Annotated in this window: 20 protein-coding genes; 16 read left to right on the top strand and 4 right to left on the bottom strand. The window is 70.4% G+C overall.

The genetic code is table 11. The annotated features are described in order from the left end of the window. Positions 1–117: 117 nt before the first annotated feature. Both OHT52_RS05675 and OHT52_RS05670 read right to left on the bottom strand, forming a co-directional pair. Positions 118–1,041, bottom strand: coding sequence for a glutamate ABC transporter substrate-binding protein (locus tag OHT52_RS05675; protein ID WP_328719040.1), 924 nt, complete (start codon positions 1,039–1,041; stop codon positions 118–120). Between the two features lie 32 nt (positions 1,042–1,073). Next, the gene (locus OHT52_RS05670; protein WP_328719039.1) at positions 1,074–1,859 is read right to left on the bottom strand and encodes an amino acid ABC transporter ATP-binding protein; all 786 of its coding nucleotides are present in this window, start codon (positions 1,857–1,859) and stop codon (positions 1,074–1,076) included. Between the two features lie 385 nt (positions 1,860–2,244). Between OHT52_RS05670 and OHT52_RS05665 the strand changes: the two genes are divergently transcribed. Together OHT52_RS05665 and OHT52_RS05660 are read left to right on the top strand one after the other, a co-directional pair. Beyond that, positions 2,245–2,937, top strand: coding sequence for a response regulator transcription factor (locus OHT52_RS05665; protein WP_328719037.1), 693 nt, complete (start codon positions 2,245–2,247; stop codon positions 2,935–2,937). A gap of 15 nt (positions 2,938–2,952) precedes the next feature. Continuing rightward, positions 2,953–4,347 carry a sensor histidine kinase gene (locus OHT52_RS05660; RefSeq protein ID WP_328719036.1) on the top strand — a complete coding sequence of 465 codons (1,395 nt, stop codon included), beginning with the start codon at positions 2,953–2,955 and terminating at the stop codon, positions 4,345–4,347. A gap of 30 nt (positions 4,348–4,377) precedes the next feature. Here the strand turns inward: OHT52_RS05660 and OHT52_RS05655 are convergent, their stop codons facing one another. Then, entirely contained in the window at positions 4,378–5,376 is a 999-nt protein-coding gene (locus OHT52_RS05655; protein WP_328719035.1) for a TAXI family TRAP transporter solute-binding subunit, read from the bottom strand. Between the two features lie 95 nt (positions 5,377–5,471). Here OHT52_RS05655 and miaB point away from each other — a divergent pair, with 95 nt between their 5' ends. Both miaB and OHT52_RS05645 read left to right on the top strand, forming a co-directional pair. Continuing rightward, positions 5,472–6,998, top strand: coding sequence for a tRNA (N6-isopentenyl adenosine(37)-C2)-methylthiotransferase MiaB (miaB, locus tag OHT52_RS05650; protein WP_328719034.1), 1,527 nt, complete (start codon positions 5,472–5,474; stop codon positions 6,996–6,998). 66 nt (positions 6,999–7,064) lie between these two features. Next, positions 7,065–7,787 (top strand): class III extradiol dioxygenase subunit B-like domain-containing protein, encoded by a 723-nt coding sequence (locus tag OHT52_RS05645; protein WP_328719033.1) that lies wholly within the window; start codon positions 7,065–7,067, stop codon positions 7,785–7,787. Between the two features lie 192 nt (positions 7,788–7,979). On the opposite strand, the gene OHT52_RS05640 is transcribed toward OHT52_RS05645, so the two are convergent. Beyond that, a complete protein-coding gene (locus OHT52_RS05640) occupies positions 7,980–8,270 on the bottom strand; it encodes an antitoxin (protein WP_328719032.1) in 291 nt (96 codons plus the stop codon). Positions 8,271–8,430: 160 nt separating this feature from the next. Here OHT52_RS05640 and miaA point away from each other — a divergent pair, with 160 nt between their 5' ends. The 12 genes from miaA (at position 8,431) to asnB (ending at position 21,722) form a co-directional block, all read left to right on the top strand. Next, on the top strand, positions 8,431–9,369 hold the full coding sequence (gene miaA, locus OHT52_RS05635; protein WP_328719031.1) for a tRNA (adenosine(37)-N6)-dimethylallyltransferase MiaA: 939 nt from the start codon (positions 8,431–8,433) through the stop codon (positions 9,367–9,369). A 764-nt stretch (positions 9,370–10,133) separates the two neighbouring features. Next, positions 10,134–11,075 carry a helix-turn-helix transcriptional regulator gene (locus tag OHT52_RS05630; RefSeq protein WP_328719030.1) on the top strand — a complete coding sequence of 314 codons (942 nt, stop codon included), beginning with the start codon at positions 10,134–10,136 and terminating at the stop codon, positions 11,073–11,075. 230 nt (positions 11,076–11,305) lie between these two features. Further along, positions 11,306–13,090, top strand: coding sequence for an AMP-binding protein (locus tag OHT52_RS05625; protein WP_328719029.1), 1,785 nt, complete (start codon positions 11,306–11,308; stop codon positions 13,088–13,090). Further along, the gene (locus OHT52_RS05620) at positions 13,087–13,338 is read left to right on the top strand and encodes an acyl carrier protein (RefSeq protein WP_328719028.1); all 252 of its coding nucleotides are present in this window, start codon (positions 13,087–13,089) and stop codon (positions 13,336–13,338) included. The genes OHT52_RS05625 and OHT52_RS05620 overlap by 4 nt, the downstream gene beginning before the upstream one ends. 12 nt (positions 13,339–13,350) lie before the next feature. After that, positions 13,351–14,334 carry an amidohydrolase family protein gene (locus OHT52_RS05615; protein ID WP_328719027.1) on the top strand — a complete coding sequence of 328 codons (984 nt, stop codon included), beginning with the start codon at positions 13,351–13,353 and terminating at the stop codon, positions 14,332–14,334. A 63-nt stretch (positions 14,335–14,397) separates the two neighbouring features. Continuing rightward, on the top strand, positions 14,398–15,333 hold the full coding sequence (locus OHT52_RS05610) for a chlorinating enzyme (RefSeq protein WP_328719026.1): 936 nt from the start codon (positions 14,398–14,400) through the stop codon (positions 15,331–15,333). Beyond that, on the top strand, positions 15,323–15,601 hold the full coding sequence (locus OHT52_RS05605; RefSeq protein ID WP_328719025.1) for a hypothetical protein: 279 nt from the start codon (positions 15,323–15,325) through the stop codon (positions 15,599–15,601). Before OHT52_RS05610 ends, OHT52_RS05605 begins: the two co-directional genes overlap by 11 nt. A 120-nt stretch (positions 15,602–15,721) precedes the next feature. Next, positions 15,722–16,642 (top strand): hypothetical protein, encoded by a 921-nt coding sequence (locus tag OHT52_RS05600; RefSeq protein WP_328719024.1) that lies wholly within the window; start codon positions 15,722–15,724, stop codon positions 16,640–16,642. Between the two features lie 42 nt (positions 16,643–16,684). Beyond that, on the top strand, positions 16,685–17,140 hold the full coding sequence (locus tag OHT52_RS05595) for a GNAT family N-acetyltransferase (protein ID WP_328719023.1): 456 nt from the start codon (positions 16,685–16,687) through the stop codon (positions 17,138–17,140). Positions 17,141–17,165: 25 nt separating this feature from the next. Further along, on the top strand, positions 17,166–18,224 hold the full coding sequence (locus tag OHT52_RS05590) for a hypothetical protein (RefSeq protein WP_328719022.1): 1,059 nt from the start codon (positions 17,166–17,168) through the stop codon (positions 18,222–18,224). Then, a complete protein-coding gene (locus OHT52_RS05585; RefSeq protein ID WP_328719021.1) occupies positions 18,221–19,495 on the top strand; it encodes a cation:proton antiporter in 1,275 nt (424 codons plus the stop codon). The genes OHT52_RS05590 and OHT52_RS05585 overlap by 4 nt, the downstream gene beginning before the upstream one ends. A gap of 388 nt (positions 19,496–19,883) precedes the next feature. Continuing rightward, positions 19,884–21,722, top strand: a complete 1,839-nt coding sequence (asnB, locus tag OHT52_RS05580) for an asparagine synthase (glutamine-hydrolyzing) (RefSeq protein WP_328719020.1) — start codon at positions 19,884–19,886, stop codon at positions 21,720–21,722.

Genomic DNA, 21,722 nt, shown 5'->3' with positions numbered 1-21,722 from the left:
ATCGGGGCGGGGGCGTCACGCACGCCGCCGCCGGCGGGCGGCGTCGCGTACGGGACGGGTCGGGTCGGGCGGGCGAAGCCGCCCGGCGTCGGGGAAGTGACGCCGGGCGGCGCGCCGTCAGTAGCGCTCGATGGCCGGCGGGGCGGTGTACTCCGAGCCGGACAGGCCCAGGGTGGCGTCGTAGATCTTCTTGTAGGTGCCGTCCTGGACGTGCTTCTCCAGCGAGTCGTTGATCGCGTCCCGCAGCACCTTGTCGTCCTTGTTCAGGCCGACGCCGTAGGGCTCCTCGGTGAAGGGCTTGCCGATGACCTTCAGCTTCTTGGGGTTCTGCGCGGCGTAGCCCTTGAGGATCGAGTCGTCGGTGGTGACCGCGTCGACCTGGTTGGTCAGGAGCTGCTGCACGCAGTCCGAGTACTTGGCCAGCTCGACGACGCTCGCGCCGTACTCGGGCTTCTTGATCTCCTGGAGCGGGGTGGAACCCACGATCGAGCAGACCTTCTTGCCCTTCAGCGAGTCCGTGCCGGTGATGGCCGACTCGTCGTAGCGCACGAGCAGGTCGGCGCCCGCCTTGTAGTACGGACCGGCGAAGCCGACCAGCTGCTTGCGCTTGTCGTTGATCGTGTACGTACCGACGAAGTAGTCGACCTGGCCCTTGGAGATCGCCGTCTCGCGGATGCCGGAGTCGACGGTCTTCCACTCGATCTGCTTCTCCGAGAACCCGAGATCGGCGGCGATCATCTTGGCGATCTCGATGTCGAAGCCGGAGCGCACCTTGGTCGACTGGTCCTCGAAGCCCAGGAACGGCTGGTCGGCCTTGGCGCCGATGATCAGCTTGCCGCGCGACTTCGCCTCCTTGAAGGCCGGGGAGTCCAGGTCCACGCCGGTGGCGACGGTGTACGTGGGAAGGGCGGGTGCCTCGGAGGCGCCGGGCTTGGTACCGGCGGGCTTGTCCCCGGCCGAACCTTCCTTGCCCCCACAGGCCGTGGCGGTCAGGGCGATGACGGCGATGGCCGCGAGGGCGGCGGACTTGCGGAGCTGCATCTGAACTTTCCTTCTGTCGTAGGTCGTTGTCGTCAGTGGTGGAGGATCTTCGACAGGAAGTCCTTGGCCCGGTCGCTGCGGGGGTTGCTGAAGAACTGCTCGGGTGTCGCCTCTTCGACGATCTTTCCGTCCGCCATGAAGACCACGCGGTTGGCGGCGGAGCGGGCGAAGCCCATCTCGTGGGTGACGACGATCATCGTCATGCCGTCCCGGGCGAGCTGCTGCATGACTTCGAGGACCTCGTTGATCATCTCCGGGTCGAGCGCCGAGGTGGGCTCGTCGAAGAGCATGACCTTCGGGTCCATCGCCAACGCCCGTGCGATGGCAACGCGTTGCTGCTGGCCACCGGAGAGCTGAGCCGGATACTTGTCCGCCTGCGCACCCACGCCGACCCGGTCGAGCAGCGTCCGGGCCTTCTCCTCCGCGCTCTTCTTGTCCGTCTTGCGGACCTTCGTCTGGCCCAACGTGACGTTCTCCAGCACGGTTTTGTGTGCGAAGAGGTTGAACGACTGGAAGACCATGCCCACATCGGCACGCAGGCGGGCGAGTTCCTTGCCCTCCTGCGGAAGCGGCCGCCCGTCGATCGTGATCGATCCCGAATCGATCGTCTCCAGGCGGTTGATCGTGCGGCACAGCGTGGACTTGCCGGACCCGGACGGTCCGATGACGACCACGACCTCGCCCCGGGCGATGGTCAGATCGATGTCCTGGAGCACATGCAGCGCGCCGAAGTGCTTGTTGACGTCGCTCAGAACGACAAGGTCGCTCGCCTCGGGTATTGCGTCCTCGGCGGCCTTCGTCACTGAAACTCCGCTCATCGGCTCTAGCTCCGTCCTCCTCGGGTGGCTAGGACACTAGTGACGCAGTGCGATGACCGTCAGCAGATCTGAGGGAGAATTGAGGATAACGATCCGGCATTCACCGGACACGCGGCGTGAAGGGGGATCGGCGCCCGGCGCGCGGTGGCGTACCGGGTGCGTAACGGAAACCCCCTCGTAACGGGCCGGGACTTGACTGGGGCCCGCGAGTCGGCGTTGATGCCCAGGAGGGCGACGCGGCGAACCGTGGGCCGACGGCAGGTCCGACGAGCGCGCCGGGAGGCGCGAGGGACGTCTATCGTCTCTCCCTGGAGTGACGCCCTGTAATGCCGCGCAGCGAACCGCCGGCGGTACCGGAACCGCCGGAACACGGAAAGGAGGGCCAGTGAGACTACTGCTCGTCGAGGACGACAACCACGTCGCCGCGGCCCTGTCCGCCGTGCTCGCCCGCCACGGCTTCCGGGTCGTGCACGCCCGCGGCGGCGAGGAGGCCCTGCGGGCCCTGCTCCCGGCGGAGCGGGAACCCTTCGGGGTCATCCTGCTGGACCTCGGGCTGCCGGACCAGGACGGCTACGAGGTGTTCGGCAGAATCCGCAAGCGCACCTCCACCCCCGTCATCATGGTGACCGCCCGCGCCGACGTGCGCTCACGCATCCACGGACTCAACCTCGGCGCCGACGACTACGTCACCAAGCCGTACGACACCGGCGAACTGCTCGCCCGCATCCATGCCGTCGCCCGCCGCACCACCGGCGGCGAGGACACCGCGCAGATCCCGCTCGCCGCGCTGCTCCTCGGAGCCGTACGGGTCGAACTGCCGACCCGGCGGGTCAGCGTCGACGGCACCGAAGTCCAGCTCACCCGGAAGGAGTTCGACCTTCTCGCTCTGCTCGCCCAGCGGCCCGGCGTGGTCTTCCGGCGCGAGCAGATCATCAGCGAGGTGTGGCAGACCAGTTGGGAGGGGACCGGCCGGACGCTGGAGGTGCACGTCGCCTCGCTCCGGTCCAAGCTGGGGCTGCCCGCGCTCATCGAGACCGTGCGAGGGGTCGGCTACCGGCTCGTCCCGCCGGCCGCCTGAGGATCAGCCGCTCCGGTGCGTACCCGTCTGCTTCCCCTGCTCATCGTGCTCATGGCCGCCGTGCTGCTCGCGCTCGGCTTCCCCCTCGCGATCAGCGTGGCCCGCGCCGAGCAGCAGCAGGTCGTCATCGACCGCATCGACGACACCGCGCGCTTCGCCGCGCTCGCCCAGTTCATCAGCGAGCCGGTCGCCCCCGACGACGAGCGCCGCCGGACCTTGCAGGCGGACCTCGACGCCTACGCCACCGTGTACGGGATCCGGGCAGGGATCTTCTACCGCGACGACCGCTACCTGGCCAGGGCGCCGGCCACCTGGAACCTGCCCCGGGAGGGCGAGGGCCGCGCCGCCTTCCAGGAGGCGCTGCTCGGCCGCCGCTCCCACGACCCGCCGCAGGTCTGGCCCTGGCAGCACGGCCGGATCGTCGTCGCCTCGCCCGTGGTGCGCGACGGGGACGTCGTCGCCGTCGTCGTCCTCGACTCGCCCACCGACGAGATGCGGGCCCGCGTCCTGCACGGCTGGCTGATCATCGCGCTCGGCGAGGTCGCGGCGATGCTGGTGGCGGTCGGAGCGGCGTTCCGGCTCACCGGCTGGGTGCTGCTCCCGGTGCGCACCCTCGACGCCGCGACCCACGACATCGCGCGCGGCCGGATGCGCTCCCGCGTGGTCGAGGGCGGTGGGCCGCCCGAACTGCGCAGGCTCGCGCGCTCGTTCAACGAAATGGCCGACAACGTCGAGGAAGTCCTCGAACAGCAGCGGGCGTTCGTCGCGGACGCCTCCCACCAACTGCGCAATCCGCTCTCCGCGCTGCTGCTGAGGATCGAGCTCCTCGCCCTCGAACTCCCCGAAGGCAACGAGGAGATCGCCTCGGTACGCCTGGAGGGGAAGCGGCTGGCCCAGGTTCTCGACGACCTGTTGGACCTGGCGCTCGCCGAGCACGCCGAAGCCGACCTCGCTCTCACCGACGTCGCCGCCCTCACCGCCGAACGGGTCGCCGCCTGGCATCCGGTCGCCGACGGGAAGGGGGTGGGCCTCACTCAGGACGGGGCCCCGGCCGTCACCGCCTGGGCCGACCCGATAGCCCTCTCCAGCGCGCTGGACGCGGTGATCGACAACGCGCTGAAGTTCACCCCGCCCGGCCAGGACGTCACCGTGTCGGTAGCGGCGGAGGGCCCCGTCTCCACCGTCGTCGTCGCGGACCGGGGCCCCGGCCTCACCGACGAGGAGCTGGCACGTGTGGGCGACCGCTTCTGGCGGAGCAACCGCCACCAGAACGTACGGGGCTCGGGCCTCGGGCTGTCCATCTCCCGGGTGCTGCTCGCGGCGGGCGGCGCGACCATCGGCTACGGCCGCAACGACCCCCACGGCCTGCGGGTCACCGTCTCCGTACCGCGCGACGCGCCGCGCGACTGACGGGCCCCGGACCCCACCGGCCGGAAGCGATCAGGGCTTGACCGACCGGTAGTACTGCTGGGCGCCGTCGTGCAGCGGCAGCGGATCGGTGTAGATGGCCGTCCGCAGGTCCACCAACTGCGCCGAGTGCACCTCCCGCCCGATCCGGTCCCGGCTGTCGATGACGGTACGGGTGAACGCCTCGGTCATCGCCGCGTCCGTACGGTCCGTGGTCACCAGGAGATTGGCGACGGCCACCGTGGGCACGGACTGCCCGCGCTGCACCTCGGGGTAGGCGTCGGCGGGCATGACGGCCGCACGGTAGTAGCGGGTCGAACCGCCCGCCGCCTGGAGCCGGCGGATCAGCTCGTCCTCCAGCGGCACGAGGCGGACGTCGGTCCGCCGGGAGAGCTGCTGGACCGCGCTGGTCGGCAGCCCGCCGGACCAGAAGAAGGCGTCGAGCTTCCCCTCCACCAGCAGCGACGGCATGGTGTCGATCCCGGCGGTCACCGGGGTGACCCCCTTCGCCGGATCGACCCCGGCGGCCGTCATCAGCCGGTCGGCGACCAGCTTCACCCCGGACCCGAGCTGCCCGACGCCCACCCGCTTGCCCCGCAGGTCGGCGACGGTGCGCACGGAGGAGGAGCGGGGGACGATCAGCTGCACGTAGTCGTCGTAGAGGCGGACACAGCCCCTCAGCCGCCGGGCACCGGGCCTGCCGCCGCGCAGATACGTCGCCACGGCGTCGGCGGTGGCGATGGTGAAGTCCGCCTCACCCGCCGCCACCCGCTCGATGTTCTGCTGCGAACCCTGACTGGTCCGCAGCCGTATGGACACCGCCGGCATGTCCGTGGCGAGCGCGCCTTCGAGCCGCTCCCCGTAGAGCTGGTAGACCCCGGTGCGCACACCGGTGGAGAAGACCAGGGAGCCGCTGGGTGAGGGACTGTCGAGGGGCAGCACCCACCAGAGCAGGAGTCCCAGGGAGACCGTCGAGGCGGCGCCCGCGCGCAGCAGACGGCGACGGGTGGAGGACGGGCCGGTCGGGGACATGGCCGCGATCCTGCCAGCCCGGGGCCCGCGCTGACCAGAGCCGCCCGCCTGCCCGGCGGGAGAAGGGTCTTTCCCGGAGCGCCTACCCTTGAGGGATGACCAGCAGCAGCGACCGGAGCCTCGCAGTGGACGTTCAAGAACGCAAGAGCTACGAAATCCGTACGTACGGATGCCAGATGAACGTCCACGACTCGGAGCGGCTCTCAGGCCTGCTGGAGGGTGCCGGTTACGTCCGCGCGCCCGAGGACGCGGACGGCGACGCCGACGTGGTGGTCTTCAACACCTGCGCGGTCCGGGAGAACGCCGACAACAAGCTCTACGGCAACCTCGGCCGGCTCGCCCCGATGAAGACCAAGCGCCCCGGGATGCAGATCGCCGTCGGCGGCTGTCTCGCGCAGAAGGACCGCGACACCATCGTGAAGCGGGCCCCGTGGGTGGACGTGGTCTTCGGCACGCACAACATCGGCAAGCTGCCGGTGCTGCTGGAGCGCGCCCGCGTCCAGGAGGAGGCGCAGATCGAGATCGCCGAGTCCCTGGAGGCGTTCCCCTCGACGCTCCCCACCCGCCGCGAGTCCGCCTACGCGGCGTGGGTCTCCATCTCCGTCGGCTGCAACAACACCTGCACCTTCTGCATCGTGCCCGCCCTGCGCGGCAAGGAGAAGGACCGCCGCACCGGCGACATCCTGGCCGAGATCGAGGCTCTCGTCGCCGAGGGCGTCTCCGAGATCACCCTGCTCGGCCAGAACGTCAACGCCTACGGCTCCGACATCGGCGACCGCGAGGCGTTCTCCAAGCTGCTGCGGGCCTGCGGGAAGATCGAGGGCCTGGAGCGCGTCCGCTTCACCTCGCCGCACCCCCGCGACTTCACCGACGACGTGATCGCCGCGATGGCCGAGACGCCGAACGTCATGCCGCAGCTCCACATGCCGATGCAGTCCGGCTCGGACACGATCCTGAAGGCCATGCGCCGCTCCTACCGGCAGGAACGCTTCCTCGGCATCATCGAGAAGGTGCGCGCCGCGATGCCGGACGCCGCCATCTCCACCGACATCATCGTGGGCTTCCCCGGCGAGACGGAGGAGGACTTCGAGCAGACCATGCACGCCGTGCGTGAGGCCCGCTTCGCCAACGCCTTCACCTTCCAGTACTCCAAGCGCCCCGGGACCCCGGCCGCCGACATGGACGGTCAGGTCCCCAAGGAGGTCGTGCAGGAGCGCTACATGCGCCTCTCCGCCCTCCAGGAGGAGATCTCCTGGGAGGAGAACAAGAAGCAGGTCGGCCGCGTTCTGGAGGTCATGGTCGCGGAGGGCGAGGGTCGCAAGGACGGCTCCACCCACCGGCTCTCCGGCCGCGCCCCCGACAACCGCCTGGTCCACTTCACCAAGCCGGAGGGCACCGTGCGCCCCGGCGACGTGGTGACCGTCGAGATCACCTACGCCGCCCCGCACCACCTGCTCGCCGAGGGCGCCACCCTCGCCGTGCGCTCCACCCGCTCCGGCGACGCCTGGGAGAAGCGGAACGCCGCGGCGACCAAGCCCGCCGGTGTGATGCTGGGCCTGCCCACCGTCGGCGCACCCGCCCCGCTGCCCGCCGCCGCGGCGCCGGGTTGCGGCTGCGACTGACCCGCCACCACCGGCCCTGCCGGGGCAGGGCCCGTCCGTGAGGGAGCGGCCAGTACGCTGACCGGCATGCTTGTCGCCGCCGCCGTGAGCCCCTGCCCGCCCCTGCTGGTTCCCGAGGTCGCCGCCGGGGCCGCCCCCGAGCTCGCCCCGGCCCGGGCAGCCTGTGCCGAAGCCCTCGCCGTCCTCGCCGAGGCCCGCCCCGATCTGCTGATCGTGGTCGGGCCCGCCGGCGAGGGCGAGCGCGGTGTCTTCCCTCCGGGGAGCCCCGGGAACTTCCTCGGTTTCGGCGTGGACCTCGGGGTCCGGCTGGGCCCGGACGCCCCTGACGGCGGCGACGCCTGCGCCCGGCCGCTGCCCGCCGCGCTCGCCGTCGGCGCCTGGCTGCTCGCGGCGGCCGACTGGACCGCGTGCCCCGTGGAGGGGCTCGGCGTCGGCGAACCCCTGTCCCCGGAGCGCTGCGCCGAGGCCGGACGGGGTCTGGCGGAGCGCGCCGACCGGGTGGCCCTGCTGGTGATGGGTGACGGCAGCGCCTGCCGCACCGTCAAGGCGCCCGGCTATCTGGACCCCCGCGCCGAAGGATTCGACGCCGTCGCCTTCCGGGCCCTGGGGGAGGCGGACGTGCGGACCCTCGCGGAGCTCGACGCTCCGCTCGCGTACGCGCTGAAGGCGGCGGGCCGGGCCCCCTGGCAGGTGCTGGCCGGCGCCGCGGACGGGACCGGACTCCGGGGCCGTCCGCTGTACGAGGACGCGCCTTACGGAGTGGGCTACACGGTCGCCGCCTGGTCCTGAGCCGGTCCGGGCGGTGTACGGCCGCGGCCGGGCCCCGCGAACGGGCCGGTGTCCCACCCGGACGGGCCCCGCGAACGGGTGACGGCCGCGGAGCCGGGCCCCGCGGCCGTCACCCGGAGGCCGCGCACGGTCGTGCCGCAGTGGTCGTGCCGTCGCGGCCGGTGCCGTACGGGTGTGCCGTAGGGCGCTGCCTCAGTGGGCCGGCGGCGGGGGCGTTCTGTCCGTGCCGTCGAAGCCCGTCGTCGGGCCCGGACCGGGGGCGTCCTTGTGGCCGAGGCGGTCCACCGTGTCCTTCGCCTTCCGCGTACCGCTCTGGATCTTGTCGCTGTACTTGCCCTTGGTCTTCTCGTCGACCGTGCGCGCCGCCTTGTCCAGGCCCTGCCCGATCTTGCCCCCGTGCTGGTGCGCGAGGTCGCCGACCTTGTCGCCGACCTTCTCCTTCGCCGGTCCCAGCCGGGCCTTGAGATTGTCCAGGAACCCCATGGGTCATCCTCCGTGCCGTGGTCGCTCGGGCCGAGTCAGCTCCCGCACCGGCACTCCTGTCCGGTGGAGCCGATTTTACTCGCGAGGAACAAAAGGTGCTCAGTCGTACAAATGGAGGGGTTGGGTCGGCGGTACGCGGGAGGTTTGGGAGACTGGGGCGGTGAGAAACCCAGTTCCGGCCCCGCGTGTCATCACCGTCGTCGGCCCCACCGCGGCAGGCAAGTCCGATCTGGGGGTCTTCCTCGCCCAGCAGCTCGGCGGCGAGGTGGTCAACGCCGACTCCATGCAGCTCTACCGGGGCATGGACATCGGCACCGCGAAACTCACCCTTCCCGAGCGCGACGGAGTCCCGCACCACCTGCTGGACGTCTGGGACGTGACCCGCACCGCCAGCGTCGCGGAGTACCAGAGGCTGGCCCGGGCGGAGATCGACCGGCTGCTCTCCGAGGGCCGGTCCGCGATCCTGGTCGGGGGCTCCGGGCTGTACGTGAAGGGCACCATCGACGCCCTGGAGTTCCCGGGCACCGACCCCGAGGTGCGCGCCCGGCTCGAACAGGAACTGGCCGAACGCGGCCCCGGCGCCCTCCACGAACGGCTCGCCGCGGCCGATCCCGGTGCCGGCCGGGCGATCCTGCCCAGCAACGGCCGCCGCATCGTCCGCGCCCTCGAAGTCATCGAGATCACCGGAAAGCCGTTCACCGCCAACCTCCCCGGCGAGGAACCCGTCTACGACGCCCTGCAGATCGGCGTGGACGTCGAGCGCCCGGAGCTCGACGCCCGGATCGCCCTGCGCGTCGACCGGATGTGGGAGGCCGGGCTGGTGGACGAGGTCCGCGCGCTGGAGGCCGTGGGGCTGCGTGAGGGGCTCACCGCCTCCCGCGCGCTGGGGTACCAGCAGGTGCTGTCGGCGCTGGCCGGCGAGTGCACCGAGGACGAGGCCCGCGCCGAGACCGTCCGCGCCACCAAGCGTTTCGCGCGTCGTCAGGACTCCTGGTTCCGCCGCGATCCGCGGGTCCACTGGCTCGGCGGCGGAGAGCTGGACCGGGAGGAACTCCCGGCCCGAGCCCTGGCGTTGGTCGAGCGAGCGGTCGCACTCTGATCGCACACCGGCACCCGCCCCGCCAGCTGACGGTGAGTCGCGGACCAGGGCGTGGCGGTGGATCAACGACCTGCCCGGGCCCTTTCCGGGGGTCCCGCGTGGCAGGAACGTGGTGTGCGGCGCTCCCGACGGAGCGCCGCAGGTCCGCCGTCTGAGGTCGTTCCGTGATCCCGGCGGGTGTGCGACGGCGGTTGAGGAACTCCCCAGGGCTGTCCCGCGATTCATGGCGGGTGCGCGACGTCGGCCGGGGCACCTCGCCGCGCTGTCGGAACGTCCCGCTTCAGCCGGTGGGCGAACGCTGCTGCGCCGTGCGACGCACCGCATCCGACGCCGCGCACCGATCCACCAGGAATCGCGGGACGGCCCTGCGTCCACGTATCCCTGATTTCCGGTGGGCACGCCCGACCGGAATCGGACAGGGGCGAAGTCCGCCACGCGAGCCGGACGCGCAAGGAAAGAGCGTGCCGTGCGGGCCGCCGGCCGGATTCTTCCCGTGTTCCGCCGAACCCTGCCGTCTTTTCGCGCGGTTCCTCGCGTATCCCTGGCCGAAAGTCATAGGGAGTGTCGATCCGAGCTGATCACCGGTTCTGTCCACCTGTCGGACGGCGCCTTAACACGATCTTCCGTCGGGCTTTATCTTCCCGTTGTCCGATTGCTGCACCGCAGCAAGTTGCCATGGGTGCGAGAGGGCGGAAATGAAGACACATGAGGATGTTCCGGGGGAGCTGTTGGACGGTGGACTTCTCCGACGCGTGTACGGATTCATGCTCGACGACAGCCGGTGTGACGGGGAGGTGCTCGATGTGGAGAAGGTGTGTGTGCAGCTTGAGGTGCCCGAGGAGGACTTCCGGGGGGCACTGGCCGACCTGGTGGCACTGGGCCTCCTGGTGAACCGTCCCGGGCGGGGCTTCGTCGCGGTCTCGCCCGACGAGGCGACCACCCGCGTCCTGCTCCCGCTGGAGTCCGAACTGCGCACCAGGCGCGCCCGGGTCGAGGAGGTCAGGCGGCGGCTGGTGTCGTTCTCGCCGGTCTTCGACGCCAGCCTGCTGGCGCGCGAGAACAGGAGGCAGATCGAGCTCATCGACAACCTCCCCGACGTGCGCGAGGCGATCGCCGAGCTGTCGGCCAAGGCGCGCCGCGAGATCCTCACTGCCCAACCGGGCGGCGGACGCCGCGAGGACGTCCTGGTGGAGGCCGCGCCCCGGGACTACGACACCCTCCAGCGGGGCGTGCAGATGCGCATCCTGTACCAGCACACGGCCCGCAACAGCCGCGGCACCCAGTCGTACGTGGAGCAGGTGACCCGGCGCGGTGCCCAGGTGCGCACGCTGGACGACCAGTTCATGCGCTTCCTGGTCTTCGACCGGGAGTGCGCGGTGTTCGCGAACCCGGCGGACCCCGCCGGTGCCGTGGTGGTCCGTAACCCGTTCGTCATCGCCTTCATGGTCGAGACGTACGAACGCCTGTGGCTAACGGCCGAGCCCTTCGAGGCCGACGGGGACGTCCAGCCGGAGATCATGGACGACCTCAAGGACGCCATCGTGCGGCTGCTGACGGCCGGGATGACGGACGCGGCCGTGGCCCGCCGGCTCGGCATGTCCGTGCGCACCTGCCGGCGCCACGTCGCGGAGATCATGACCACCCTCGACGCGGAGAGCCGCTTCCAGGCCGGCTACCTGCTGGCCCTCCAGGAGCAGCCCAAGTGACGCGTGGCGACGCGCCAGAGCCGTCGCGTCGCCACAGTTCCTCCGCCCGGCAGCCCGATTGATCCCCTCCTCGCTGCTTGCGCCCCTTTTTCTTCTCTCGGACATCAAGTTGCCATGCAGCTTGATGCTCCACCATTTCTCCACTACTCGGCCCATAGTCCTGGCACTTTGATGCCACAGCGGTGAGCGGCCCGCAGTGCGGTACGGCGGAATTCGCGAGAACCGATCACATGGCGCAGCAACGACTGAGTGAGGGGCTGGACAGTGAATCGCTTCAGCAAGGCGACTGTTGCGGGAATCGCGATCATCGTGGCCGTCCTGGGCAGTGCAGGAGGAGCTGCGGCCCGGCAGCAGGAATTGCCCGCGAGTGCGACCCTCGCCACGGCCGGCGACACCGGCTGGGGATAAGCCCTGTGTCCACTTCGCTCAATGATCTGTACCGGAGCCTGGCGGAACACCCCGCGCAACGGATGCGTTTCCTGTCGCTCGCGGGAAAATCGGTAACAAAGAATTTTCCGCAGATTTACGAGGACGTGCTGGAACTCATGGGTGAGTTCCGCGAACGCGGGATCGGTCCCGGCGACCTGGTGGGTGTCACCGGTCCCAACTCCTACGAGTGGGTCCTGGCCGACCTGGCCCTTCTGGGCCTCGGCTGTGTTCCGGTGGCCTTGCCGCTGGAGCAGCGGGCCGACGCCGCGGCGCTGGGCGAACTCGCCGAGAAGTACGGCCTCGTGGCGGTGGTCACGACCCGGCCGACGGTGCCGGAGTCCGACGTGCCGGACCAAGTCGCGTTCCTCGGTGAGCGCCCGTTGAAGCTCGTGCGCAGGCAGGTCCCCGACGGCCACCGGCAGAACCTGCCCGAGGACGTCTTCACCATCGCCTTCTCGTCCGGCACGGCGGGCAGCAAGAAGGGCCTGCTGATGTCCGCGAAGGGTGTGGAGAACACCATGCGCACCTCGGCGGAGGCGTGGCGGCTCACCGCGGACGACGACCTGCTGATCGTCATGCCGTTCTCCAACTTCCAGCAGCGGTACCTGCTGTACACGGCCGTCCGGTACGGCACGGACGTGACGGTGGTCGCGCCGGAGCGGATGTTCCAGAAGCTCAGGGAGCTCCGGCCCACGGTCGTCCTGGGGCCGCCCTCGTTCTTCGAACTCGCCGCCAACCGGGTCGGTTCGGCGAGCCTGCGCGAGAGGTGGCCGTACCTCCTCGCCACGGCTCTGCACGCGGTCGCCCCAGGACGGGTGAGCCGCCGGCTGCGCACCCGCCTCGGGCGCGGCTGGCTGGACATGTACGGCTCGCGGGTGCGGCTGATGCTCACCGGGTCCGCTCCCGTTCCGCCGCGCACGGTACGGGTGTTCCAGCGTCTGGGCGCACCGCTCTTCGAGGTGTACGGGAGCACCGAGATCGGCTGGATCGCCTTCAACCTGCCGGGGCGGCACCGGATCGGCAGCGCCGGGCGCCCGGTCGACCGGATCGACGTGGACGTCGCCGACGACGGCGAGGTCACCGTACGCACCCGCCATCCCCAGTGCCTGGGCTACGTCTTCGAGGGGGTGGAGACGCAGGACGCGGTCTTCCTGGGCGACGACCGGATCGTGACCGGCGACCTCGGGGCGTTCGACCGGGCGGGCTTCCTGCGGCTCAAGGGCCGTAAGAAGAACGTGATCATCACGCGCAGCGGCGTCAAGATCAACCCCGAGGAACTCGAACTGGACCTGGAGAGGGCCTGCCCGGGCGCCCGGGCGATGGTCGCCTCACCCGACGGCGGCGGGCTGCTGACCTGTGTGGTGTGGCTCGACGACGAACGGCACGCCGGCCGGGTGGCGCAGGTTCGGGCCTACCTCGACGAGGCGAACGCCAAGCGGGAGCCTGCGCTGCGCATTTCGGAGACGGTCTTTCGGGCTTCGACCGAACTGAGCGTCGAAGAAGGGCTGTTGACGAGGAATTTCAAGATCGACCGAAACGCGGTCATGCGAAGGGTCTTCACCGAACGGACCGGAGTGGGACGTTGAACACGAGTCAAGCGAGCGACGAAGAGATCTGCGGGATCATCGCGAGCGTCATCACGAAGAAAGCGGCCAAGGGCGGTGTCCGTCCCGGCATGAGCTTGCGGGGCGACCTGGGAATCGACTCCCTCGCCCTGATGAGCATCGTCTTCGTCCTGGAGGAGAAGACCGGCATCGACGCGTTCGCCCGGGTCGACGCCTTCGTCGCCGCCGAAACGGTATCGGACATCATCGACATCGTCCGCAAGGGCTGAGGGGCACCGGCCGTGAACGACATCCGGAACGCCGAAGAGCCCCGAACCGGCGACACGCAGAAGATCATCGACTTCCACACCCACATCGCCTCCGGGATGTGCTTTCCCCGGTCGTTCAACGACGGCGTGGTCGACAACATGACCGTCGCCCTGACGAGCAGGGGCCTGCCCATCACCCGGGACAAGGTGGCCCGCATGCACGCGGGCACCCTGACCGACCCGCTCTGCGACGAGCTGGTCATGCAGATGGACGAGGCCGGCATCGGCGAGTCCGTCCTGCTGCTGCCCGACTTCACCTTCGCGCTCAGGGACAGTACCCACTCCATCGAGGAGCTCATCGACCACCACCGGGCGGTCGTCGAGCGCCATCCCGGACGCTTCCGGGTGCTGGTGGGGGTCGACCCGCGCTGGGGCGCCGACGGGCTCGCCCTGTTCGAGCGGGCCGTCGTGGAGTACGGGTTCGACGGCATGAAGCTGTACCCGCCGTGCGGCTACACGCTCTCCGACGAGCGCCTCTACCCGTACTACGAGATCTGCGCGCGGTACTCCCTTCCCGTCCTCTCGCACATCGGGGCCACCTCCCCGGTCCTCGACTTCGAGATCGCCCAGCCGATCTACGTCGACAAGGCCGCCAAGGACTTCCCCGGTGTCGACTTCGTCCTCGCGCACGGCAGCGTCCACTACCCGGACGAGGTCGCGATGCTGTGCACCAACCGCCCCAACATCTACGTGGACGTCAGCGGTTACGAGGCCTTCGGGGCCACGGCACTGCGCACGCTCTTCGGCCGGGGCATCAACCACAAGGTCCTCTTCGGCACCGACTGGCCGGTGTTCCGCCTCCAGGGCCGCCAACTGAGCCTGGTCGAGAAGCTGGAGAAGGAAGGGGCCTTCCCGGAGTCGATGAGCGACGCCGACCGGGACCTCTTCTTCCACGGCAACGCCGCCCGGCTGCTCGGCAAGAACAAGCTCAAGCAGGCCGCGCCCGCCACCGCGTGAGCCCACCGTCCCCGTCCCCCTCTCTTCCCTCCCTCCCCACTCCGGTTACTGAAGGGCTTCGACGTGTCTGAAAGCGCGACCGGTACGACCGGGACCGAGTTCCTCGGCCTCACCGACGAACAGATCAAGTTCTTCCAGGAGAACGGCTTCGTCGGCCCGTTCGACCTCTACGGCGAGGAAGAGGCTCCACTGCTGTGGAACCAGGCCATGATCGAGATGGTCACCTCGCAGAACAAGCCGCACAACTCCACGATCATCAACTACGACCGCCACCTGGACTGCGACACGCTGTCCGAGCACGTCGGCCGCCCGGAGATCGTGCACAAGCTGCGCAGCCTCATCGGCGACGACATCCTGTGCTGGAAGACCAACATCTTCAAGAAGGCGCCGGGCGACGCGGGCACCGGCTGGCACCAGGTGGAGACGTTCGTGGTGGGCGACACCACCACGGAGGCCTCGCCCTCCCTGAAGTACACCGAGGAGGGCGAGGCGTACACCCAGGAACTCACGGTCTGGACCGCGTTCTCCCCGGCGGGCAAGGAGAACGGCTGCCTGCGCTACATCCCCGGCAGCCACAAGAAGTGGTACTACGACGAGTCCAAGCCGCTCACCTACGACGTGGCGAGCAAGTCCCACGACTTCTTCGGCTACGACTACTCCGAACTCCAGCTCGACAGCGACTGGAACCCGGAGGACGAAGAAGTCTTCGAGATGGAGATGAAGCCCGGCCAGTTCGTCATCTTCCTCGCCAAGTGCATCCACGGTTCGCTGCCCAACGTCAGCGACACCACCCGCCTCGGCTACGCCTCCCGCTACGTCGCGCCCTCGGTGAAGGTGTACGAGGAGGTGGACAGCCTCAGCGAGTTCGGCGACACGATCAGCCTCGACTACCACGGCAGCGTCCTGGTCTCCGGCGAGGACAGGTACGGCTACAACCGCATCCACGCGCAGAACCTGAACGGCGTGCCCTTCAAGAAGGTCGGGACCGATGAGCGCTGACGACTACCGCGCGAAGTTCGCCGACTTCCTGCGGACCCAGCCCGCGACGGCCGGCCTCACCCGCGAGGACGTCGAGCGGGCCACCACCCGCGAGGAGCTGGGCATCAGCTCCCTGAACATGATCCTTCTCCTGGTGAACTACATCAAGGAGGAGGCGAGCGACAGCGTCCAGTTGCGCCCCGAGTGGGTGTCCAGGCTGGGTTCCGTCGACGGCATCGTCTCCGTCGTGCGCGAGATCGACGAGAGCGCGCTCGCCGCGGCGAAGTGACACCCGTGCCGGAGCGCACGGAGCGGCCCCGCACCGCCGAGCGGGACCAAGAGCTGTGAGCCGTACCCGGGTCCGGCGTCCCCCAGGGCGCCGGACCCGGGCCCATCGAAACGGGAGACAGTGACCGACAACCAACTCATCGCCCTCGGCTCCTTCGCATGTGCCTTCGGCGCCCTGGAACGCAAGGCGGAGGACATCCCCGGGTTCGAGCGGCTGTGGCGCGAGCAGTCGTCGGACACCGAGTTCTCCGCCATGGGCAGCCGGACCTTCCGCGGGTTCTCCGGCCCGGTCGAGGACCATGTGATCGAGACGGTGCGCGCCACCCTGCGGGACGGGTCGGTACGGCCCGCGGACGTGGACCGCATCGTCTTCGCCACCAGCGACGCCCGGCTCGCCTCGCTGCGGCCCGACTTCGCGGGCGAGGTGCTCGCGGCCCTCGGGCTGGTGCACTGCGTACCGGTGGTGCTCTCCTTCCAGCAGTGCTGCAGTTCGCTCGCCGCCCTGGGCCACGCCCGGCACCTGCTGGCCGAGGAAGGCGTACGCAACGTCGTCCTCGTCTCGCTCGACTTCACGCCCGACGACGCCGACCGGGTCAGGTCCTTCGCCCTGTTCAGCGACGCCGTGGCCAGCTGCCTGCTGACCCGCGACGAGGGTGTGGTGCGGCTGCTGTCGACCGCCGTCGGCGTCGACCACGCCGGTCTGCGGGGCCAGGACTCCTTCGTGTCGCGCCAGCAGGTGGCGCAGTCCTCGCTCACCACCGCCCTGGGCGGGCGCGGCCTCGCGCCGAGCGAGGTCACGAAGGTGTTCCCGGCCAACCTCTACCGGCCGGTGGCACTGTTCAACGCCGCCATCGCCGGCATCGGCCAGGACCAACTGCACTTCACCGGACCGCTGGAACGCTACGGTCACTGCGGCAACTCCGACTGGATGATCAACCTGGCCGACTACCACGACCGGACCGGCATCCGGCCGGACGAGACCTACCTGGCCGTGTCCTCGGCCCCCGGCTTCTTCGCCTGCGCGCTGCTCGCCGGCGTCTGAGACGCCGGGCCACCCTCCAGACGAGAAAGCGAAAGCCGGACGATGAAGATCTCAGTGGACGACCTCTCCGGGCGCGACATCGCCGAGTTCCTCCAGGCCCACGTGGACGAGATGCGGGCGATCACCCCGCTGGAGAGCAAGCACGCCCTCGACCTCGACGGACTGCGCGTACCCGAAGTCACCTTCTGGACCGCCTACGACGGTGACACCCTGGTCGGCTGCGGAGCCGTCAAGCGCATCGAGGAGGGCCACGCCGAGATCAAGTCGATGCGCACCGAACCCACCCGCAAGCGCTCCGGGGTGGCCTCCCGGCTGCTGGCCCACATCATCTCCGAGGCCCGTGGCATGGGCTACCGGCGCCTCAGCCTGGAGACCGGCGCCACCGACGCCTTCGCCCCGGCCCGCGGACTGTACGAGAAGTTCGAGTTCACCTACTGCGGCCCCTTTGCGAACTACCGGGAAGACCCCAACAGCGCGTTCATGACGCGCCTCCTGTAGCGCCCACTTTCGAAGGCGACGGTCGATGAAGGACATTCCCTACCCCTACGACACCGCGCTCTACAGCCGGCTGTTCCTGAACTGCTCCCAGCGCCAGTCCCTGGTGATGCTCGCCGAGCGCGGCCGGCCCGTGCACCAGCTGCTCTTCCGCGGCCTGGTCAGCACGGACGAGATCCTGCGGCAGATCATCAGGGAGCAGCGCCCCAAGTACGGCTTCGAGAGCGGCGTCGTCGGGCGGGAGGACCTCGCGCTCATCGGCGTCGCCGGCGAGGAGGCCGTGTTCGAGACCTACGCCGACGCGCGCGCCCTGCTCCTCGACGTCGTCGCCCAGGAGGGCTTCGCGATCCTGGTCGGCGACGTCTTCTACTGGCCGCACTGCCCCGAGTACCGCACCAAGCATCTGGTGCACACCATCGTGCTCACCGGGTACGACTCCGCCACCGGCGCGTGGCACGTCGTGGACGACAACCCGGCGAGCCTGCTGTGCTCGTACACCTACCCCGAGGACGTCGTCGCGGCCTCCTTCGACCACAACGAGCTGCGCCGCGTGCGGTACTTCACCACCAAGGACCTCGACCCGGCGCACGCCGTACAGGGCACCCGCGAGGCCTTCGCCGCCCTTCTGGCGGAGTACCGGGACAGCCACGCGCTGCTGGCCGGGGTGGAGGACCTGATCTCCTGCCGCTGGATCGCGCCCGAGCGGGTCTTCGCCTCCCTGCACGCCGCGTTCTCCCTCTACCAGGGCTCGCGCACCGCACTCAGGGAGTACCTGCGGCACGCGTCCGGCGACCCGGTCCTGGACGCACTGCTCGACCGGATCGTGCGGGGCGCGGCCGACGGCATGAACCAGATGCTCCTCGCCCAGGTGACCGGGGCGATCGACGTCCGGTGGACGGCCGAGGCGTGCCTCGCGCTCCAGCGGGCCGAGGAGGAGCTGCTGTCCCGGCTGCGGACCGTCGCGGGCGTCACCGCAACGGGCACCACGACCGGAACCACGGCCGGCACCAGCACGGCCGGAACCACGACAGCCACCCCGGCCGGAACCACGACAGGCACCAGCACGGCCACCGGAGGCGGGACATGACGGAGACACAGGCGGCGGTGCTCCTCGCCGACATCGCCCTGATCATCGCGGTGGCTCTGCTCGCGGGCCGGATCGCCCGCCGCCTCGGCCAGCCGTCGGTCATCGGGGAGATCGCGGTGGGCGTGCTGCTCGGCCCGACCCTGCTGAACGGGACCGTGGCCTCCACGCTCTTCCCGACCGACATCCGGCCCTACCTCGGCGCCGTGGCCAACCTCGGCCTGGTCCTGTTCATGTTCCTCATCGGCCTGGAGTTCGACTTCGCCCGGCTGCGCGGCTCGGGCCGGGTCACCGGGGCCACCGTCCTCGGCTCCACGCTCGTCCCCTTCGCGCTCGGCATCCTGCTCGGCTGGTACCTGCTGCGCTCGTACGACCCCGACCACCGCGTCGCCTTCGTCCTCTTCATCGGGGTCGCGGTGTCGGTGACGGCCTTCCCGGTCCTCGCCCGCATCCTCGCCGACCGGGGCATGAACGGCACCTGGCTCGGCGCCGTCGCCCTGTCCGCGGCGGCGTTCTGCGACCTCGCCGCCTGGACGACACTGGCCGGTCTGCAAGCCCTGGCCGGCGCGAGCGGCACCCGCCCATGGCTGGTGCTGCTCTGCGTCCCGTACGCCCTGGTGCTCTTCCTCGTCGTACGCCCCCTGCTCGCCCGGTTCCTGGTCCGCAGGGGGAGCGAGGAGCCACTGTCGGCCGGTGACGTCACGGTCGTCGTCGCCGGGGCCCTGGCCTCGGCGGCCCTCACCCAGCTGCTCGGGCTGCACTTCGTGATCGGCGCCTTCCTCTTCGGGCTCGCCATGCCCCGGCTGCGCCCGGCCCGGCACGAGGGCCTGCTGAGGCGCACGGAGCACACCACCACGCTGCTGCTCCCGGTCTACTTCATCGTCGCCGGCCTGAAGGTCGACCTCTCCGGCCTGGGCGCCGACGGTCTCGTCCAGCTCGGCTGGATCATGGTCGTGGCGGTCACCGGGAAGTTCGCCGGAACCTGGCTCGGCGCCCGCTCACAAGGCCTCCCGGCCCGCAACTCCGCCGTGCTGGCGGCCTTGATGAACACCCGAGGGCTCACCGAACTCGTCGCGTTGGGCGTCGGCCTGGAGGCCGGACTCATCGACGAGCGGCTCTACTCGCTCTTCGTCGTCATGGCCGTGGCCACCACGGTGATGACCGGCCCTCTGATCGGCCGCCTCATGGGCCGGGACGACGGCTCCCCGGCGCTCCTGGACCCGGACCTCGCCGTACCGCCTCGCGAGCGCGCGGTGGCCGGCGCCGGCCGGTGACCTCGCGTCCCCGCGCACCGACGCCGAACCACTCGCGTCGGCCCGGCGCGCCCGCGCGCGGACCGCTCCACGGGACGCCGGCGGGATCCGGGCGGGCCGGGCCCGCCACCACCCCCGAGGGTGTCTGATTTGTCTCCGTGGGCATCAAGTTGCCACGCAACTTGATGCCCACGGAGGGACGACTGCGGCGCCGGGCGATCTGGCACAGTCGTTCACGGCGCCGGACCCGGCCGGAGGGAATTTCCCGGTTTCCCCGCCCTTCCCGTACCTCCCGCGCGGGGCCGTTCCCCGGCCCGGACCGACCCGTCCCCGTGCGGCCGGCGGCATCAACACCCGGCGTCCTCACACGGCTTGAAGAAGCTTCTTCGTACTCCTGGAGGTGAACCGCATGAGTGGCGTGGTGGGCTGGATCGACTTCCGGCGCGACCTGGGCGACCAGCTCGGCGTGCTGCGATCGATGACGCGGACGATGGCGCACAGGGGCCCCGACACCGAGGACGTGTGGATCGGAGGGAACGCCGCCCTCGGCCACCGCGGCCTGGCCACCGGACGCCCCGACGACGTACGCCCCGCGCGCATCACCCTCGGCGGTGACACCGTCCACGTCGCGCACACCGGCGAGGTCTACAACGGCGACGAGCTGCGCCGCGACGTCCAGGCGGCCGGCGGCGCCCTGCGCGGCGGCTCGACCGCCGAAGCGCTCCTGCAGGCCTACCTGCTGTGGGGCACCGACTTCGTGGAGCGCGTCAACGGCGCCTTCGCCCTCGCCGTCTGGGACGGCCGCACCCGGCGACTGCACCTGGGCCGGGACCGGGTCGGCGTCAAGCCCCTCTACCACCACCCGTACGACGGCGGGGTCCTCTTCGCCTCCGAACCCAAGGGCATTCTCGCCAACCCCCTGTTCCGGCCCCGCCTGGAGCTCTCGGCGCTGCCCGTCGTCCTCCAGCCGCGCCTGGCCCGGCCGGGCGAGACACCGCTGAAGGACCTGTACGAGGTCGAGCCCGCCCACGTCGTGACGTACACCGCGAGCGGGGTCACCCGGCGGCGCTACTGGCAACTGGTGAGCGAGCCGCACCACGACACCTTCGAGGAGAGCGCCCGCACGGTCCGCGAACTCCTCGACGACACCGTGCGCCGCCAGCTCGCCACCGGTGTCCCGCTCGGCGCGATGCTCTCCGGCGGCGTCGACTCCACCTCCGTCGCCGCGCTCGCCGCGAGCGCCCTGCGCAAGGACGACCCGGACCGCCGACTGGCCACCTTCTGCGTGGAGTTCGAAAGCGACCCGGCGCACTTCGTGGCCACCGAGCTGCGCCCGGACCTCGACGCCCCGTACGCCGCCGAGGCCGCCGCGTTCCTCGGCACCGAGCACACCACGCTCACCGCCTCGGTGCAGGACCTGCTGGACGTCGTCCCCGCCACCCGGCGCGCCCGCGACCTGCCCGGCTGGGGCCAGTTCGACGCCTCGATGTACCTGATCTTCCAGCAGATCCGCGCCGAATGCCCCGTCGCGCTCACGGGCGAGGCCGCCGACGAGGTCTTCGGCGGCTACCCCTACTTCTTCAAGCCCGAGGCGCTGGCCGTCGACCGCTTCCCCTGGCTCTTCGACGGCCCGAAGCTGTCCCGCTACCTCGTCCCCGACCTGCTCGCCGAGCTGGACCCGGAGGAGGACGAGCGCGCCCGCTACGCGGACGTCCTCGCACGCGTGCCCCGGCTCCCGGGCGAGAGCCCCGAGGACGCCCGGATCCGGGAGGTCTTCTTCCTCGGCCTGGCCGGCCCGCTCTCGGTGATCCTGGACCGCAAGGAGCGCATGAGCATGGCCCACGGGCTCGACGTCCGGGTGCCGTTCTGCGACCACCGGCTGCTCCAGTACGTGTGGAACGTGCCCTGGGAGATCAAGTCCCGGGGCGGGGTCAAGGGGCTGCTGAAGGCCGCCATGGCGGACATCCTGCCGGCGAGCACCGTGAACCGCAGGAAGAGCGCCTACCCGCACGTGCAGAACCCCGCCTACGACCGGACCCTCGTCCAGGAAGCGACGTGGATCGTCAACGACGACGCCTCGCCGCTGAAGCCGCTGTTCGACACCGGGCGCACCAACGGCCTGATCCAGCAGATCGCCGCGGGCGCCGTCCACGGCGAGCTGCCCGGCGGCTCCAACCCGGCCGCGATCCTGATCCAGCTCGTCGAGATGCGGCGCTGGATGGACGAGTACCAGGTGTCCCTGCCCTGA

The organism is Streptomyces sp. NBC_00247 (genome assembly GCF_036188265.1).
GTDB lineage: Bacteria > Actinomycetota > Actinomycetes > Streptomycetales > Streptomycetaceae > Streptomyces.
Note: the sequence above shows the minus strand (reverse complement) of the source record. Positions and strands in the feature narration are given on the sequence as shown.